Source organism: Nocardia sp. NPDC059764 (assembly GCF_042732555.1).
Lineage (GTDB): Bacteria > Actinomycetota > Actinomycetes > Mycobacteriales > Mycobacteriaceae > Nocardia.
This window is the reverse complement of sequence record NZ_JBHWHH010000168.1, coordinates 1-15,966: the sequence shown is the minus strand read 5'-3', so window position 1 is coordinate 15,966 and position 15,966 is coordinate 1. Positions and strand designations below refer to the sequence as shown.

The window sequence follows — 15,966 nt, the reverse complement described above, 5'->3', positions numbered from 1 at the left end:
GGGGGGCGGCCACTGCCATGTGGCGGGCCGATCGAATTCCGGGCGGCTACTTCTCGGCGTCCACGTGGGCGACCCACTCGTAGACGGGCAGACTGCCGTCCGGAGTGTCCTGCCACCGTGACGTCACTTTGAAACGCTCGTACCCGTTCCCGTATGCGACCCGCAGTTCGACGCCCGGTGGAGTGATCCGAACGATCCGTGTTTCGAGGCCTTCCGGCCCGCCTTCGAGTAGCGCCAGCGGTGAGGTACTCATAGCTGAAGGCTCTCACATTCGTGCCTTACAGCCCATAGATTCAGCCCAATCGGCGAGCCGCCTAGACCAGGCCCATCAACTTCATCAAGGTCACCAGCGGCCCGCCGATGATCGGGATCGCGCTGAAGCTGCCGGTGCCGCCCATGCTGCCCTCGGGCACGGCGGTGGCCTGGACGCCGAGGGTCGAGCCGCCGTCCGGCCCGACGGTGAGGTCGTCGTTCGCGGTGAAGGAGTACTGTCCCGCGGTGGCCGGGGACCAGGCCAGGACCGCGTTGCCCGAGCTGTCGACCGGGACGACGCCCAGGCTGACGACGGTGCTGCTGCCCGGATTCACGACCCAGAAGCCGACCGAGGTGCCCGCGTTCGGGGCGGCGACGTGCACGGTCAGGTTGTAGGACGTGCCGACGTGCGCCAGGCCGCCGGGGAAGATGATGCCGTAGGTCTGGGCGGACGCGGCCGGCGCGGTCATGATCGCCGCGGCGGTGGCGGCGGTGGCCGCGCCACCGATGATGAGTTGCCGAATTCGACGGGTAGCCATTAGTGCTTCGCTCCCAAGGCTCGCATTTCAAAATGAAATGCGAGCCTTTCACACCTGGGAGCGACCCGCAATGGTTTCGGAATCTACAACGGAAACAGGTGATGCTTGCGCGGGTTGCGAGGAATTCTCTTGTCCTTGAGCAAGTGCAGCGCCCGCCGGATTTCCAGGCGGGTACTCGACGGCTCGATGACCGCGTCGATATAGCCGCGCTCGGCCGCCACCCACGGCGTCGCCACCGTCGCGTTGTAGAAATCGATCATCTGCTTGCGCATGGCGGCACGCTGATCCTCCGGCGCCGCCGCCAAGGTCTTCGCCCCGATCAGCGACACCGCGCTCTCCGCGCCCATGACCGCGATCCGCGCCGTCGGCCAGGCCAGATTCACATCCGCGCCCAGCTGCTTGGAACCCATCACCGCGTAACCGCCGCCGTAGGACTTGCGGATCACCACGGTCACCTTCGGGACCGTCGCCTCCACGAACGAGAAGATGAACCGGCCACCCCGCTTGATGACGCCGATCTTCTCCTGCTCCACGCCGGGTAGGAAGCCCGGCGTATCCACCACGAAGACCAGCGGAACCTCGAAGGCGTCGCAGAGTCGCACGAAGTGTGCGGCCTTGTCCGAGGCCCGGGCGTCGAGCGCGCCCGCGTAGACCAAGGGCTGATTGGCCACCACGCCGACACTGCACCCGTCCACCCGCGCGAAACCGCAGATCACATTGCGGCCCGCGGATTCACCGAACTCGTGGAAGGCGCCGTCGTCGAAGATGCGCAGCAGGATCTCGTGCATGTCGTAGCCGGCATTGTCGGCGTCGGGCACGATGGCGTCGAGTTCCCGGTCCGACTCCGTGATCTCCGGTTCCAGACCGGGATTCACCACCGGCGGCAACTCCTGGCAGCTGGAGGGCAGGTAGCCGAGGTAGTCGCGCACCCACTCGAACGCGGCCTTCTCGTCCCGGGCCACGTGGTGGATATTGCCGTACTGCGCTTGGGAATTCGCGCCGCCCAGCTCCTCGAGACTGACATCCTCGCCGGTGACCTCGCGAATCACCTTGGGACCGGTGACGAACATGTACGCCTCTTCGGTGGCGACCACGACGTCGGTATTGATCGGCGCGTACACCGCGCCGCCCGCGCAGCTGCCCAGAATCATCGAGATCTGGGGCACCAAGCCGGACAACGGTTCCTGGCGTCGGCCCAGCTCGGCGTACCAGGCCAGCGAGGTCACCGCCTCCTGCACGCGGGCGCCGCCGGAGTCGTTGATGCCGACCACCGGACAGCCCACCTTGGCCGCGAATTCCATGATGCCCGCGACCTTGCGGCCGAACATCTCGCCGACCGAACCGCCGTACACGGTCTGGTCGTGCGAGAAGACCGCCACCGGGCGGCCCTCCACCAAGCCGTGTCCGGTCACCACGCCGTCGCCGTAGAGCGCCTTCTTGTCGCCCGGATTACGCACCAGCGCACCGATTTCCACGAAGGTTCCGGAGTCCAGCAGCATGTCGATGCGGTCGCGGGCGGACGGAATGGACTTCCGCGCCCGCTTGGCGATGCCTGCCTCCCCCGCCGGTTCCCTCGCGATGTCGAGTTTGCTTCGAAGGTCGGCGAGTTTATCGGCGGTGGTGCTCACTGGACTCCTTTCGGCAAAAACCTACTTTCGCAGAACCCGTGACGCGGTGGTGCTATTTCCCGGTGGTGTCGATCTCCGTAAGTTTCTTGGCGAGATCGGCACCGATGGTGGAGATTCGCGGCTCGTCGATGATCTGGATGTGATCGCCCGGAATATGAATGATCTCCAGATTCGGAATGTGCTCGGCCCAGCCGCCGTTCGGTCGGCGGTCGGCGAAACGCGGCTCCAGCTCGATCATTCCATCGTGGTAGCGATCGGCCAGGTACAGGGTCACGTGACCGTCGTACTTGGTCGGCTCGATCTTCTCCAGTTCCTTGCTGTCGATCCACGAGGTGCGCTGGTGCTCGATCACGCCGCCCGGAATATCGACCCCGGCGAACTTCAGCAGCTCCATGATGATGTCGATCTGCTCCGCATCCGAAGCAGCGGCCAGCTCCTCGAGCTGTTCCTCATCGAGCTCACCCAGGAAGCCGTAGTTCTTCTGCGCGAAGGTCTGGTAGCGGCGAATCCGCTCCACCCGCTCCGCGGCGGAATCGTCGAACGGCTCCACCGGCAGCGCCAGATCGATCAGGCCGACCTGCCGCACGTCGGCGCCCTCGGCCCGCATGATCTCGGCGACCTTCAATGCGAACACCGCGCCCAGCGACCAGCCGTAGAACAGGTACGGACCCTCCGGCTGCTTCTTGCGGATCTCCGGAATGTACTGGCGCGCACGCTCTTCGATGGTGCCCTCGACGCGCTCCAGACCGAACATCGGGGTACCGGCCGGGAGCCGGTTGAGCAGCGGCTCGTAGACCAGCGTATTACCGCCCGAAGCGTGGAACACGAAGACCGGCACCGCGTTCGAACCGGCTTCCTTCGCGCGCAGCGTGCGCACGAAGCCGTCCAGATCCGAGCTCTTGCCCTGGTATTCGACGACCACGCGGGACAGGTCCTCAATGGTCTTGCACGCCTTCACCAGCTCCGGGTCGACCTCGGCCTTGACCCGCTCCGACAGGCGCGCCACCAGCTTCGCCAGGGTGTCGTCGTCGATCGCGGGCAGCGAGTTGAAGATGCCGCCCGCGGTCTTGCCGGTCACCAGCGCCCAGGTCGCGAAGGCGAGACGCTCCTCGCCATTGCGCGGGGGCACATTGTCGGCGTCGGTCTCGGCGATCGGCGCGGACGCCTCATGATCGGCGACAACAGATTCCGCGACGATCGCTTCGGCCTCGGCCACCGGCGAGGTGGTCTCGGTCTTCGGCAGCAGCGCGGCCGGATCCTTGCCCGCGGCCATGGCGGCCCGGGCGGCGGAGACGAAGTCGGCGTCGACGGCGATGTCCTCACCGGCCGCCTGACGGGCGGCGATGTCCTCGAGCTGCTCGCGGTGCTCGATGGCGTAGCGCAGCACCTTGCCCACCTCGAGCAGGCTGGCGTCACGCACCGCCTGGATCTGCAGCTGCGGGATGTCAAACTCGTACTCGACGCGGTTCTTGATACGCATCGCCATCAGCGAATCCAGGCCCAGCTCCATGAGCGGGATCTCCATGGGCAGGTCCTCGACCGCGTAACCCATGGACTCGGCCACGATGATGCCCAGGCGCGCCTCGATGGTCTGGGTGCCGTTGGGATCCCAGCGCTCACCCGCGGACTCGGCCACCTCGACTACCGCCGGAGCCGCGACGACCGCCGCGACCGGCTGCGCCACCACCGATTCCGGCAGCGGAGCGCCGGAGGTCACGACCGCGTCGAACAACGGGCGGAAGGCATTGCCCTGCTTGGCGTGCACCGACACCGACGCGCCACCCGGATGCGGGGTGAGCGTGGTGGTCAGGGTGCCGCTCGCCGGAATCGCCTCGTGCGCCAGCGACGCGCCGACGGTGACATCCGAGAGCACCTGCGCGGCAGCGGCATTCACCAGCGCGGACAGGTCGGTGACGGCCTGGGCCTGCACCTCCCACACGTGACGGCCGTCCGGCAGCGCCACATGCGCGCCCGGCACCCGGGCATTGCCCGCGCCGCCGAAGCCGCCGGTCACCTTGGGCCAGTACTCCTTACGCACGAAGGCGGTACGCGGCACCGGCGCGTACGGACCGGCGGGCAGCAGCGAGGGCAGGTCCACCTTGTGGCCCTGCACGTACAGCTGCGCCAGCGCGGAGACGACGCCCGCGGCCTCGTCCTCCTTGCGCTTCAGGGTCGGGATCAGCGCGGCGTTGTGCACGCCCGCCGCGAACGTGGTGCCCAGCACCTGCATGAGCGCCACCGAATTCGGGGCCAGCTCCAGGTAGGTGGTGATGCCGTTGTCCACGGCCTGGCGGATGGCGTTGGTGAAGTACACCGAGCCGCGCATGTTCATGACCCAGTAGTCCACGTCGTGCACGGGCGCGTTGCCGCCGCGGTAGACGGCCGCCGCGTGGACGGTGGAGTAGAGGTCGCGCTTGAGCTTGGTGGGCTCGATACCGGCCAGCTCGGCGGCGAGTTCGCCCAGCAGCATGTCCATCTGCGAGGTGTGGCCCGCGCCGCGGGTCTGCAGCACGCGCGCGAACTTGCCCTCGGCCTCGGCGCGCGCCACGATCGCGTGCACCTGGTCCGGCATGCCGCCGATCACGGTGTTGTTCGGCGCGGCGTAGACCGCGACCTCGATGTCGGGAAACTCGGTCTCGACGAGCTTCGCGATCTCCTCGGCGGAGTACTCCAGCAGTGCCATATTGCGGACCTGGTCATCGGTCAGCATGGCCTCGCCCTCGGCCATCAGGCGCGAGCGGGCGCAGATCACGCGGACCGCGTCCTCGAGCGGCAGACCGCCCGAAATGTATGCTCCCGCAACCTCACCCTGCGAGTGGCCGACCACGCCTTCCGGCTCGGCGCCGTGCGCCCGCAGCACCGAGGCCAGACCCACCTGGATGGTGAAGGTGCCGACCTGGCCGGTGCCGATGTCCCAGTCCTGCTCGTCGTCCAGGATCATCTCGCGGACCGAATAGCCGGCCTCGTCCATCACCAGCTCGTCGACCTGGTCGACGGCCTTGCGGAAGATCGAATTCTCCTGGTAGAGCTGCTTGCCCATCTTCCGGTGCTGCGCACCGAAACCGGCCATCACCCACAGCGCACCACGCGCGGCGGGGGAATCGGCGGTGTAGACATTGGTGCCCGGCTTGCCCTCGGCGATCGACCGCAGGCCCGCGATGGCTTCCTCGTGCGTCTTGGCGACGACCACACCGCGCGAGCGGCCGTGGTTGCGCTTGGCCAGCGCCCGGGCCACATCCTCGAGCGGAGTCGCCTGTCCGGCTTCGGATTCCAACCACTCGGCCAGATCCTTGGCGGCCCGCTTACGACGCGAGGGCAGGTAGCCCGACACCGGCAGGATCAGCGGCATCGGCTCTTCGCGGTTGCCCCACTCCGGTTCCGGCGCGACGACCTCGGTGATGGCCTCGGCCTCGGCGACCACATCGGTGGTCTCGTTGTCGAGATCGGCGGCCGCGGGCGCCTCGGGCGCGGCGGCGGCCGGGACGTACTCCTGGACGACCACGTGCGCGTTGGTGCCACCGAAACCGAAGCCGTTGATGCCGATGGTCGCCTTGCCGCTGTAGCGCGGGAATTCGGTCGGCTGCTCGACGATCTTCAGGTTCGCCTGGTCCCACGGGATGAACGGGCTCGGACCGGCGTAGTTCAGGTGCGGCGGAATGACGTTGTGCTGCAACGACATGATCACCTTGGCGAGGCTCGCGGCGCCCGCGCCGGACTCCAGGTGACCGAAGTTGGTCTTGGCCGAACCCAGTAGCGCGGGCTTGTCGGCCTCGCGGCCGCGGCCGACGACCCGGGCCAGCGCGTCCGCCTCGATCGGATCGCCGATCGGGGTACCGGTGCCGTGGGCCTCGATGTAGTCCACCTGCGACGGCGGGATGCCGGCATCGCGGTAGGCGGTGCGCAGCACGTCGGCCTGCGCGTCCGGGTTCGGGGCCAGCAGGCCGTTGGACCGGCCGTCGCTGTTGACGGCGGAGCCCTTGATGACCGCGTAGATGGTGTCGCCGTCACGCTCGGCGTCGGCGAGGCGCTTGAGCACCAGCAGGCCGCCGCCCTCGGAGCGGATCATGCCGTCGGCGTCCGACGAGAACGCCTTGATGTGACCGTCTTTGGCCACACCGCCGTTGGCGTCGAAGGCGAGCGACGGGGCGGGCGACAGCAGCACGTTCACGCCACCGGCCAGCGCCACATCGGCCTCGCCGCCGCGCAGCGCGCGCACGCCCTGGTGAATCGCGACCAGCGACGAGGAGCAGGCGGTGTCGACGGCCACCGACGGGCCGCGGAAGTCGAAGAAGTAGGAGACGCGGTTCGGGATGATGGCCGAAACGCTGCCCATGATGCCGTAGGCCTCGGCGGACATCGGGGTGCCCGGATCGGTGTTCCCGATTCCCATGCCGGCGATGAGCATGAACTCATTGCTGGAGGAACCGATGAAGACGCCAACCTGCTCGCCCTTGAGGGTGTTCGCGGGAATCCTGGCGTGCTCCAAGGCTTCCCAGGTCAGCTCCAGCGCCATCCGCTGCTGCGGGTCCATGCGCTCCACCTCGACCGGCGAGATGGCGAAGAACTCGGCGTCGAAGCCCTTGATGACGGACTGATCGAGGTAACCGCCCTTGACGGTCGACTTGGCGATCTGTTCCACCACGCGCGGGTCGTCGAGGAACTCCGACCAGCGGCCCTCGGGTAGGTCGCGGATCGCGTCGCCACGGTTGATCAGGAAGTCCCAGGTGGATTCGGGGGTATCGCCCGCGCCCGGGAGGCGGGTGGACAGACCGACGATGGCGACGTCATGCGCCTCGCCCGGCTGGAAACCACGGGTGTAGAACGAGTCGTCGGCCACCTCGGCCGGCAGATCGGGCTCGCCGTTGATGATTCGCTCCGCCAGCGACCCGATGGTCGGGTGCTGGTAGACGATGGTCGCGTTCAGCACGACCCCGGTGAGCTCTTCGATGTCGCCACCCAGCGCGAGAGCGTCACGGGACGCGAGACCGAACTCCTCCATCGGCCGGTCCACCGTGATGTTCTCGATCGGCTGCCCGGTCGCGTCGGCGACCCAGCGGCGCAGCCACTCCCGCAGGTCGGCCACAGACATGTCGGCCACCGCGGGTTTCTTCGCGGCATCCGGGGTCGACGCTTCGCCGGTCGTCTGGGTGGGGTCCGTGCCCTCGTTCTCAGCCATCAGTTCCTCAAGCTACCTGTCTGCTTACGGTGCGCGGCGGTGTTTTCATGCATGAATGGCGCGAACCTTATCGGCTCGCGCCATCCAACTATGAGACTGTCGTCTCACTCCTCGTCTGGTGCATCGGGGAATGCCTGCTGCTTGTATCCACCCCGCAGCGTCCCGCCGATGTACTCCGCCTTGCAGGCGCGACGCGCGATCTTGCCGCTGGAGGTGCGCGGAATCGACCCGGCGGGCACGAGGAGGATGTCACGTGCGGTGACACCGTGCCGGGAGGAGATGGCCGCGCGGACCGCGTCCGCGATCGGAGCCGGATCGGCCTTGCCCGCACCCGGGCCGCGCTCGGCCACGATCACCAGCTGTTCGCTGGCATCGTCGGCGTCGTAGCTCAGACCGGAGTGGCTGTCCTGCGCGAAGACCTCGGCGGGCAGCTGGTTGGCCGGCACCGCGAAGGCGGCGATGAAACCGGCGCGCAGCATGGTCGAGGCCTCCTCGGCGGAGTACTCGAGGTCCTGCGGGTAGTGGTTGCGGCCGTCCACGATGACCAGGTCCTTGACCCGGCCGGTGATGTACAGCTCGCCGTCCACGTAGACGCCGTAGTCACCGGTGCGCAGCCAGTTGCCGTCCAGCGGAACGTCGCCCGCCTTGCTGCCCTCGGGCAGCCGGTTGGTGAGGCGGTTCCGGAAGGTCTTCTGGGTCTCCTCGGCCCGGCCCCAGTAGCCGATGCCGATGTTGTTGCCGTGCAACCAGATCTCGCCGACCTCGCCCTCGGGGAGCTCACGCGCGCCCTCGGGATCGTCGACGGTCTCCGGGTCCACGATCGCGCCCCACTGCGACAGCGAGACATAACCACAGGAGACCTGGGCGATGGCGTTCTCGGTGCCCTGCTCGACCTTCACCACGCGACCGGCGTTGAGCTCGGTGCGGTCCACGTAGATGACCTTGGCCTCGTCCTCGTGCCGGGTGGCCGACACGAACAGGGTGGCCTCGGCCATGCCGTAGCACGGCTTGATGGCGGTCTTGGGCAGGCCGTACGGGGCGAACGCCTCGTTGAACTTCTTCATCGAGGTGGTGGTCACCGGCTCGGAGCCGTTGATCAGGCCGAGCACGTTGGACAGGTCCAGCGACTCGCCCGCCTTGGGCAGACCGCGCACGGCGGCGTGCTCGAACGCGAAGTTCGGTGCGGCGGCGAAGGTTCCGGCGCCGTCGGAGACCGCGGCCAGCTCGTTGATCCAGCGCGAGGGGCGGCGCACGAAGGAGGCCGGGGACATGATGGTGATGTACTTGCCGCCCACGGCGGGCAGGATCACCGTCAGCAGACCCATGTCGTGGTAGAGCGGCAGCCAGGTCACACCGCGCGAGTTCTCGTTCAGATCGAGCGCGTTCACCATCTGCAGCACATTGGTGCCGACACCGCGGTGGGTGATCTCGACACCGGCCGGCACGCGCGTGGAGCCGGAGGTGTACTGCAGGTAGGCGATGTCGTCCACGCGGATGTCGGGGCGGATCCAGGACTCACCGACACTATCGGGGATGGCATCGACCGCGATGATGCGCGGGCGCTGGGCCGCGGGCAGCGCGCGGAAGAACTGCCGTACGCCGGCGGCAGAGGAGCTCGCGGTCAGGATCGCGGAGGGCGTGCAGTCGCCGAGCACGGCGTGCAGCCGGTCGGTGTGGCCCGGCTCGTCCGGATCGAACAGCGGCACCGAGATGGTGCCCGCGTAGATCGCCGCGAAGAAGGAGATGACGTAATCCAGGCCCTGCGGGGCCAGGATCGCGACCCGATCGCCCCGCTTGGTCACCTGCTGCAGTCGGGCGGCCACCGCGCGCAGCCGGGTGCCGAACTGGCTCCAAGTGAGGTCCTGGTACTCACCGTCGCGCTCGCGTGAGTAGTCGATGTAGCGGTAGGCAAGGTCGTTCGCGTCATTGCCCGCAGTGTGCATCTCGACGTAGTCGACGAGGGTACGCCCCTCGGGAATCGTGATGTTCCCCGTTTCGTCGAGGTAATCGTCGAAAGTCTCGTCCATTCCTTCTTCTCCTCCGAGGCACACGCGGCATGGAACGGCTGCTTGCCGCTGTTACCTGTGAGGCCCCGACTGTGTTCGCCCGCGGGAGCTCCATGAGAGACAACCTGCAGAATTTCGTTGCGGTCTGCGCGGTGACCGTCTATTGGCTAGATGTTCTCGAGCCAGGGACATGTTACAGAGGAGCGATCCGGCCATGCTTCGGAGCGGCCGAACATCTCCCAGCTCACACCACTGGACTATGGCTTCACCGGCGCGAATGCCTCCAAATGGGTGGGGAGCGCCCCGGATAGGACACAACTAGGACAGGGATGTGAGTTGCCGCACCCACCGGGTCTCGGCAGTGTCGCAACCCGGAGCACTTTACCGGGTGACCCCCAAACTGGGGGGTTGGTCGGTGGGGGTCACCATTCACTCACGAATGTGCTGGGTGCGGGGCGTTTTCGATCAAGCGCGAGGCCCAGTTCACCGTCCACTGGGTGGCGGTGGTCCCGTTGTCGTCCACCTGGTAGCCGTTGTAGAGGCTGTGGACCGGGTTGCCCGCGGCTTTGACCAGGATGTTCAGGCTGCCGAGGATGTTTCCGGGGTTGAGCGCCTGCCGGGGCGAATCACAGATCAAATCGCCTGCGGCGCAGATGGTGAAGGCCCGGTCGGACAGCTTGCCGAAGCCGCCGCGCGGTCCGGTCATGGTGATGCCCGGCACGTTCAGCCCCCGCAGCGCGATCTCCGCACCGACGCCCGCCGGGGACGGTCCGATGGCCGTGGCCTCGCCCGGGTCGCCGATATCGCGGCGGCCGTCGGCGATGGTGGTCACACCCAGCACCAGGTCCTCGGGCACCGGGCCCTTGCCCGCGCCGATCTGCGCGGCCACGTCACCCGCGATCACCGCGCCCTGCGAGAAGCCCGCCAGCACGAAGGTGGTGAGCGGGCAGTCGGCGTGGGTCTTGGCCAGCTTCTCCGAAGCCCGCTTCGCGCCCTCGGACCGGCTGTTGTTGTACGACGCCTGCCCGTCCGGCGGAATGGCGACCGGATTCGAGAACTGGGCGACGTAGGGAACGGTGTAGACCTCGAGCCGTTCGTTCGGGAACTTGGCCCGAATCGGGTTGGAGATGTTCAACATCAGCGACGCCGGGTTCGCGGTCGGGCTGTAGGGGTCGTCGGTGGCGTTCGACTCCCAGGTGCCCGGAATGGACAGCAGCAGCACATCCGGGCAGGCGGCCGGCTGCGAACTCGGACGGGTGGGTCCCGGCGGCTTGGGGCCGGGCAGCCGCAACCGGCCGGCCAGCAGGTACCACAGCAGCAGCGCCACCACGACCACGATCACGATCGCGGCGATGGCGAGGAGCAGGCAACCCACGGGCCGGGTCCGGCGTCGTCCGTTTCGGCGTCGTGTCGTCACTTGTTGCAGTAGCTCTTCGTGGCGACGTCGTAGTAGGTCTTACCCGCCTGCTCCACCGACATCTTGGCCGGATCGAAGGCCGGGTCGGAACCGGCGATGGCGGTCACGTACGTAATGATCTGGTCCTGCGGCGCGTTCTCCGCCTTGCCCTGGCAGACCAGATTCGCCGCGGTGATGGCGATGTCCGAGGAACCCGGGGTGATGCCGGCCTTCTTCAGCTCCTCGAGGAAGCCCTTCTCCTTGTCCGTCAGCGCCGGGGAACCGGGCGGCGTGGTCAGGAACTGGCTCGGGATCGGCTCCGGGCGCGCGGTCGTCCCGCCGTCGGGCGCGGCCGAGGGGGCCTGCTGATCGGCCGACGGCGTGGCGGCGCCGGAGGCGGCGGCCGTGGTCTTGGTGGCGCTCAGCGTGGGAGTGCTCTTGGCGGTCGAGTCGTTGCTACCGCACGCGGCGAGCAGGCCGGCGGCGGCGAGGGCGGCCACCACGCCGAATACCTTTCCACGGGTTCCGTGCATCTATTCGCTTCCTATTTCTGTCCAAGGGCAAAGGTCGCCCCCAGGCTAGCCGCAACCCGGACGTGGAGCCCGAACCACAACGGACCCTCATCCGTTTCTTAGGGCCGATTAGGGTCTGTTCGTCGGAAAAGTCTCAGTTGGGACGGACTTCAGGGCCCAGCGCGGGGATGGGTGCCGGGGACGGCGGTTCGGCCGGAGTGGGTTCCGGGGCCGGGACCGGAGCCGCTGCCGGGGCCGGGACTGCGGCCGGAGCGGCAGCCGGGGCCGGTGCGGGGGCGGGCGCCGCGGGGGCGGGAGCGGCTACCGCCGGGACGGGAACCTCGGCGGGGGCCGGAGCCGGGGCGTTCGCGGGAGCCGGAGCCGGGGTGGCGGCCGGAGCCGCCGCCGGAGCCGGGTCGGGCTTGGGCGCCTCGCTGCCGGGGATGGCGATGGGCCGCCCGTCGAAGGTGGCCGCGACGGCGCGGCCGTCGTGGATGGTGATGGTGCCGCCCTGGAAGGTCTGCTGCAGGCCACCCGGGGTCTGCCCCTCGTCGGAGATCGGGAAGCCGAGCGGTCCGTTCTCGAATCCGGTTGCGCCCCAGGCGTCCATGATCTGGCCGGTGCGCACGCCCCAGGCCCCCGAGAGCGGGCTCCAGTAGATATTGCCGCCCTCGAAGGCGCTGTAGCGGCCGAAGTCGCGCAGCCCCTGCTCACCGCTGGTCGGGAAACCGTAAGGGCCGCTCTCGAATCCGAGCTGGGAGTACTTGCCCAGGATCAGGCCCTGCACCAGATGCGCGCCGGTCTTGGCGGTGAAGTACACCGGTCCGTTCTCGAAACTCTGGATCACGCCGTCCTTCTGGGGCGTGCGCGCCTCCTGCCCGTTCGGGTAGCCCGCCGGGCCGTGCTCGAAGCCCTGCCGGGCCCATTCGTCGAGGATCGCGCCGCGCACCGCCTGGGCCCCGGTCTGCGGGGTCCAGTAGATGGATCCGTTCTGGAAGTGCTGCACCCGGCCGCGGCCGTCGGGCAGTCCGCCCTCGCCGCCGGTCGGGAAGCCGAGCGCGCCGGTGGCGCCGCCGAGTCCGGCGTAGCTGCCGCCGATCGCGCCCGCGACCGGCTGCGCGCCGGTGCCCTGCGAGAACATCACCCGGCCGCCGCGGAAGTCCTGGCCGACGCCGCCGGTCGTCGGGTATTCGCCGGTGAGGCAGTCGCCGAGCCAGTTGTTTCCCTGCACCACCGGGGCGATCGCGCCACCGGTCTTGCAGTTGGGCGGGGTGGAGTCCACCCCGAGCGCGGCCGCGGTCTGCGGCCAGGCCTGACGCATCTCGAAATCCCAGTACGGCCAGGTGTGGGTGCCGGAGGCGCGGTAGTTCACCGAGACCGGGATGTTCAGCTTGTTGAGTTTGGCCACGAAGTTCTGGGTGCTCAGCCGCGACAGCACCTCGAGCCCGAGGCCCGCGTAGTTGGTGCTGATGCCGGGAATGTCGGAGAGCGGGTCGGTGGCGCCCGCGACGCCGTTGCCGCTGGAGACGTACAGCGCGGTGCCCTTGAGCTTCTCGGCCTGCTCGTAGGGGTCGTGTTCCTTCCAGGCGGCGCTGGTGGGCGGACCGAACATCTTCGACGAGTCGAAGCCGCCCGCGTCGTGCATGGCGAAGTTGACCGCCTGCGGCATGCCCAGCGAGGTCAGGGTGAGGAACCCGGAGTAGGAGGACGCCGAGCGGACCCAGCCCGGATTGCGCGCGGCCAGCATCATGGCGGCGGTGCCGCCCATCGAGAGGCCCTCCACCGCGCGCACATCGGTGGCCCGGAACTGGCTCTCCAGCAGCGGCGGGAGTTCCTTCACCAGGAAGGTCTCCCACTGGTAGTTGTGGCCGTTGTCGGGGGCCAGCCAGTCGGCGTAGAAGCTGGACTGTCCGCCTACGGGCAGTACCACCAGGGCGTTCTTGTCGGCGTAGAAGCCGGCCGCGCCCGCGTCCTTGGTCCAGCCGTTCTCGTCGTCGGTCGCGCGCAGGCCGTCGAGCATGTAGACGACCGGGAATTTGGCGTCCGGCTTGGTGTTCCAGTCACGCGGCAGCAAAAGCTGAATCTGGAGGGGGGAACCGGTCGCGGGGGAGTTCACCCACACATTGACCCGGTGGTCGTTCAGCCAGTTCATCTTCTGGACCGAGGCCGCCGGAGCCGGGGCCTCGGGGGCGGCGGTTGCCGCCCCCGGCACTAAGAAAGTGCTCGCTGCCAGCGGAAATACCGCCGCCATGGCGCATGCCATCCTGCGCATGCGCCCTGTTCTGATCCCACGGACAACTCCAGCCACATTAGTGTTGTACCTCCGGAACCTTGTGAGTTCCGGTAGGACACACGCAAATCTGCCGTTCCGCAGCAAACTCCCAGTTGCCGGTCCGGGCCGGGCGTCAAGCCCCCAGCGCGGCCAGGATGTCGGGCCGGGCTTCGGCCAACTGGTCCTGCCAGTAGCCCCAGGAGTGGGTGCCCTGGACCGGCAGGTTGTAGTGCGCGTCGATGCCCAGCTGTTCCATTCGACCCATGAACGACATGGTGTTCACCATCGACAAGGACTCCAGCGCAACGGCATTCACGGTGTTGAACATTCCGGTCGCCGAGTCCGGATTGTCGTGCGGGCCGAGCACGCCCCACGAGGCGGAGATGAACAGCGGCAGATTGCGCAGCTGCGGCGCGAAGACGAACGGGTCCATGCGCAGCCACTGCGGGCTCCACGGCCAGGCCATCGAATCCACATTGAAGCGGCCCGCGTCGAGCATGGCGATCCGGATCGCCTCCCGCATCCCGGGCGCGGAGATGTTGAGGTAGCCCGAGAACGAGGACGCGTGTTTGAACTGGTCGCGGTGGTAGGCGGCCAGCGCCAGCGCCGCCGAGCCGCCCATGGACAGTCCGGCCACCGCGTTGTTGGTGCGGGAGACGCCGTAGCCCTCGAGGAACGCCGGCAGCTCCTCGGTCAGGAAGGTCTCCCACCTGTAGGTGAGCTTCTGACCGTTGGTCGAGGAGGGCGCGCGCCAGTCCGTGTAGAAGCTGGACTGGCCGCCGACCGGCATCACCAGGGTGACATTGTCCTCGGCGAACTGTTTCAAGGCATCCGTCTCGAAAGTCCAGGCATTGAAGTCATTTCGGGCACGCAGCCCGTCGAGCAGGTACAGCGCGGCGTTGCCGCCGTGCCGCGCCCACTGCACCTGAACCTTGATCGGGCCCATGCTCGAGGGGACGTACAGCTCCTCGAATCCGCCCTCGGGGGTGCGATGCACCGGGTGCGTGGGCATGGCGGCCGCGGGCCCGGCCAACGCCGGGACCGCGGCCACCGACAGGGCCGTGACCAGGGCGCGCCGCCAGAACCTTCGGACGCGAGCGCGCGTGGTGAGCCGAACCGAACCGTGCTGTGGGCATGACGAAGCGCCCTGTACTGCCATAGAGATCGATCTCCTGAACCGCAGGGGGGAACCACACCGACGTGACGGGAGTCACGGACAACGGTGCACTCTACAGTCGGCTCGGAGGTATCGGAGGGAACCGGCGGGTATCCCGTTCAGCAGGCCTGTATTTCGATCACTGCTCCACGCCGAGCGCGGCCGCGACCTGCGGCCAGGACTGTCGCATCTCGAAATCCCAGTACGGCCAAGCGTGCGTGCCGGCCGCCCGGTAGTTCACCGAGACCGGAATGCTCAATTTGTCGAGTTTCGCGGCGAATTGCCGGGATGACATGCGCGCCAGGATCTCCAGCGCCGTACCCGACCAGTCGGTACTCACGCCGGGGACCGTGGCGCCACCCCGGACACCCCCGGACCCACTGCCGCTGGAGATGTAGAGGCTGACGCCCTTGAGCCGTTCGGCCAGTTCATAAGGATCGTGCGCGGACCACTCCGCGGCGCCCGGCGGCCCCCACATGAAGTCGGCGTTGTTCTCCCCCGCCGCCCGTTGCGCGAGCTGGATCGCCTGCGGCATACCAATAGTCGTGGCCGTGAGCAGCCCGGAGAACGAGGCCGCGAAACGCGCGAAGCCCTTGTTCCGCGCGGCCAGCGTCATGGCGGCCGAACCACCCATCGACAGTCCGGCGATGCCGCGCACATCGGTGGTGCGCCAGTCGCGTTCGAGCAGCGGCGGTAATTCCTTGGTGAGGAACGTTTCCCACCGATTGGTCTTGCCTTCCGAAGCCTGTCTCCAGTCGGTGTAGTAGCTCGCCGCGCCACCGACGGGCAGGGCGACCACCACGTTCTTGTCAGCGTAGAACGACTGTGCCCCAGCCTCTTTCGTCCATCCGCTCTCCTGATCACCGGCCCGCGTTCCGTCCAGCAGGAACAGCACCGGGAACTTGGCGGCGGGCCGCGCGTCCCAATCGCGCGGCAGCAACAGCTGTACCTGCACCCGCCCGTGCATGGCGGGCGAATCCACCCACAGCGCAACACGTCTCGCGCCCAGCGGGGTGACCTGACTGATGA

Annotated in this window: 10 protein-coding genes; all 10 read right to left on the bottom strand. The window is 68.1% G+C overall.

Annotation, left to right across the window (positions count from 1 at the left end; genetic code table 11):
- Window positions 1-46 precede the first annotated feature (46 nt).
- Complete coding sequence (locus ACFV4K_RS28435) at window positions 47-253, bottom strand: DUF5988 family protein (protein ID WP_357088157.1); 207 nt, start codon at window positions 251-253, stop codon at window positions 47-49.
- A gap of 61 nt (window positions 254-314) precedes the next feature.
- Window positions 315-791 carry a hypothetical protein gene (locus tag ACFV4K_RS28430; protein ID WP_379279039.1) on the bottom strand — a complete coding sequence of 159 codons (477 nt, stop codon included), beginning with the start codon at window positions 789-791 and terminating at the stop codon, window positions 315-317.
- 83 nt (window positions 792-874) lie between these two features.
- Window positions 875-2,419, bottom strand: a complete 1,545-nt coding sequence (locus ACFV4K_RS28425) for an acyl-CoA carboxylase subunit beta (RefSeq protein WP_379279037.1) — start codon at window positions 2,417-2,419, stop codon at window positions 875-877.
- Between the two features lie 52 nt (window positions 2,420-2,471).
- Entirely contained in the window at window positions 2,472-7,595 is a 5,124-nt protein-coding gene (gene pks13 / locus ACFV4K_RS28420) for a polyketide synthase Pks13 (protein WP_379279035.1), read from the bottom strand.
- Between the two features lie 104 nt (window positions 7,596-7,699).
- The gene (fadD32, locus tag ACFV4K_RS28415) at window positions 7,700-9,622 is read right to left on the bottom strand and encodes a long-chain-fatty-acid--AMP ligase FadD32 (RefSeq protein WP_379279033.1); all 1,923 of its coding nucleotides are present in this window, start codon (window positions 9,620-9,622) and stop codon (window positions 7,700-7,702) included.
- 412 nt (window positions 9,623-10,034) lie between these two features.
- On the bottom strand, window positions 10,035-10,976 hold the full coding sequence (locus ACFV4K_RS28410; RefSeq protein WP_379279032.1) for a cutinase family protein: 942 nt from the start codon (window positions 10,974-10,976) through the stop codon (window positions 10,035-10,037).
- A gap of 38 nt (window positions 10,977-11,014) precedes the next feature.
- Complete coding sequence (locus tag ACFV4K_RS28405) at window positions 11,015-11,530, bottom strand: DUF732 domain-containing protein (RefSeq protein ID WP_379279031.1); 516 nt, start codon at window positions 11,528-11,530, stop codon at window positions 11,015-11,017.
- A 133-nt stretch (window positions 11,531-11,663) separates the two neighbouring features.
- A complete protein-coding gene (locus tag ACFV4K_RS28400; protein ID WP_379279041.1) occupies window positions 11,664-13,772 on the bottom strand; it encodes an alpha/beta hydrolase-fold protein in 2,109 nt (702 codons plus the stop codon).
- 142 nt (window positions 13,773-13,914) lie between these two features.
- On the bottom strand, window positions 13,915-14,940 hold the full coding sequence (locus tag ACFV4K_RS28395; RefSeq protein ID WP_379279030.1) for an alpha/beta hydrolase: 1,026 nt from the start codon (window positions 14,938-14,940) through the stop codon (window positions 13,915-13,917).
- A gap of 136 nt (window positions 14,941-15,076) precedes the next feature.
- Window positions 15,077-15,966, bottom strand: an 890-nt coding sequence (locus tag ACFV4K_RS28390; protein WP_379279029.1) for an alpha/beta hydrolase, incomplete at its 5' end; no start/stop codon positions are given.

Bases quoted from the DNA above. Each gene is read 5' to 3' on its own strand.
- ACFV4K_RS28435 (WP_357088157.1), bottom strand. From the start codon at position 253: ATGAGTACCTCACCGCTGGCGCTACTCGAAGGCGGGCCGGAAGGCCTC.
- ACFV4K_RS28430 (WP_379279039.1), bottom strand. From the start codon at position 791: ATGGCTACCCGTCGAATTCGGCAACTCATCATCGGTGGCGCGGCCACC.
- pks13 (WP_379279035.1), bottom strand. From the start codon at position 7,595: ATGGCTGAGAACGAGGGCACGGACCCCACCCAGACGACCGGCGAAGCG.
- fadD32 (WP_379279033.1), bottom strand. From the start codon at position 9,622: ATGGACGAGACTTTCGACGATTACCTCGACGAAACGGGGAACATCACG.
- ACFV4K_RS28405 (WP_379279031.1), bottom strand. From the start codon at position 11,530: ATGCACGGAACCCGTGGAAAGGTATTCGGCGTGGTGGCCGCCCTCGCC.
- ACFV4K_RS28400 (WP_379279041.1), bottom strand. From the start codon at position 13,772: ATGGCATGCGCCATGGCGGCGGTATTTCCGCTGGCAGCGAGCACTTTC.
- ACFV4K_RS28395 (WP_379279030.1), bottom strand. From the start codon at position 14,940: ATGGCAGTACAGGGCGCTTCGTCATGCCCACAGCACGGTTCGGTTCGG.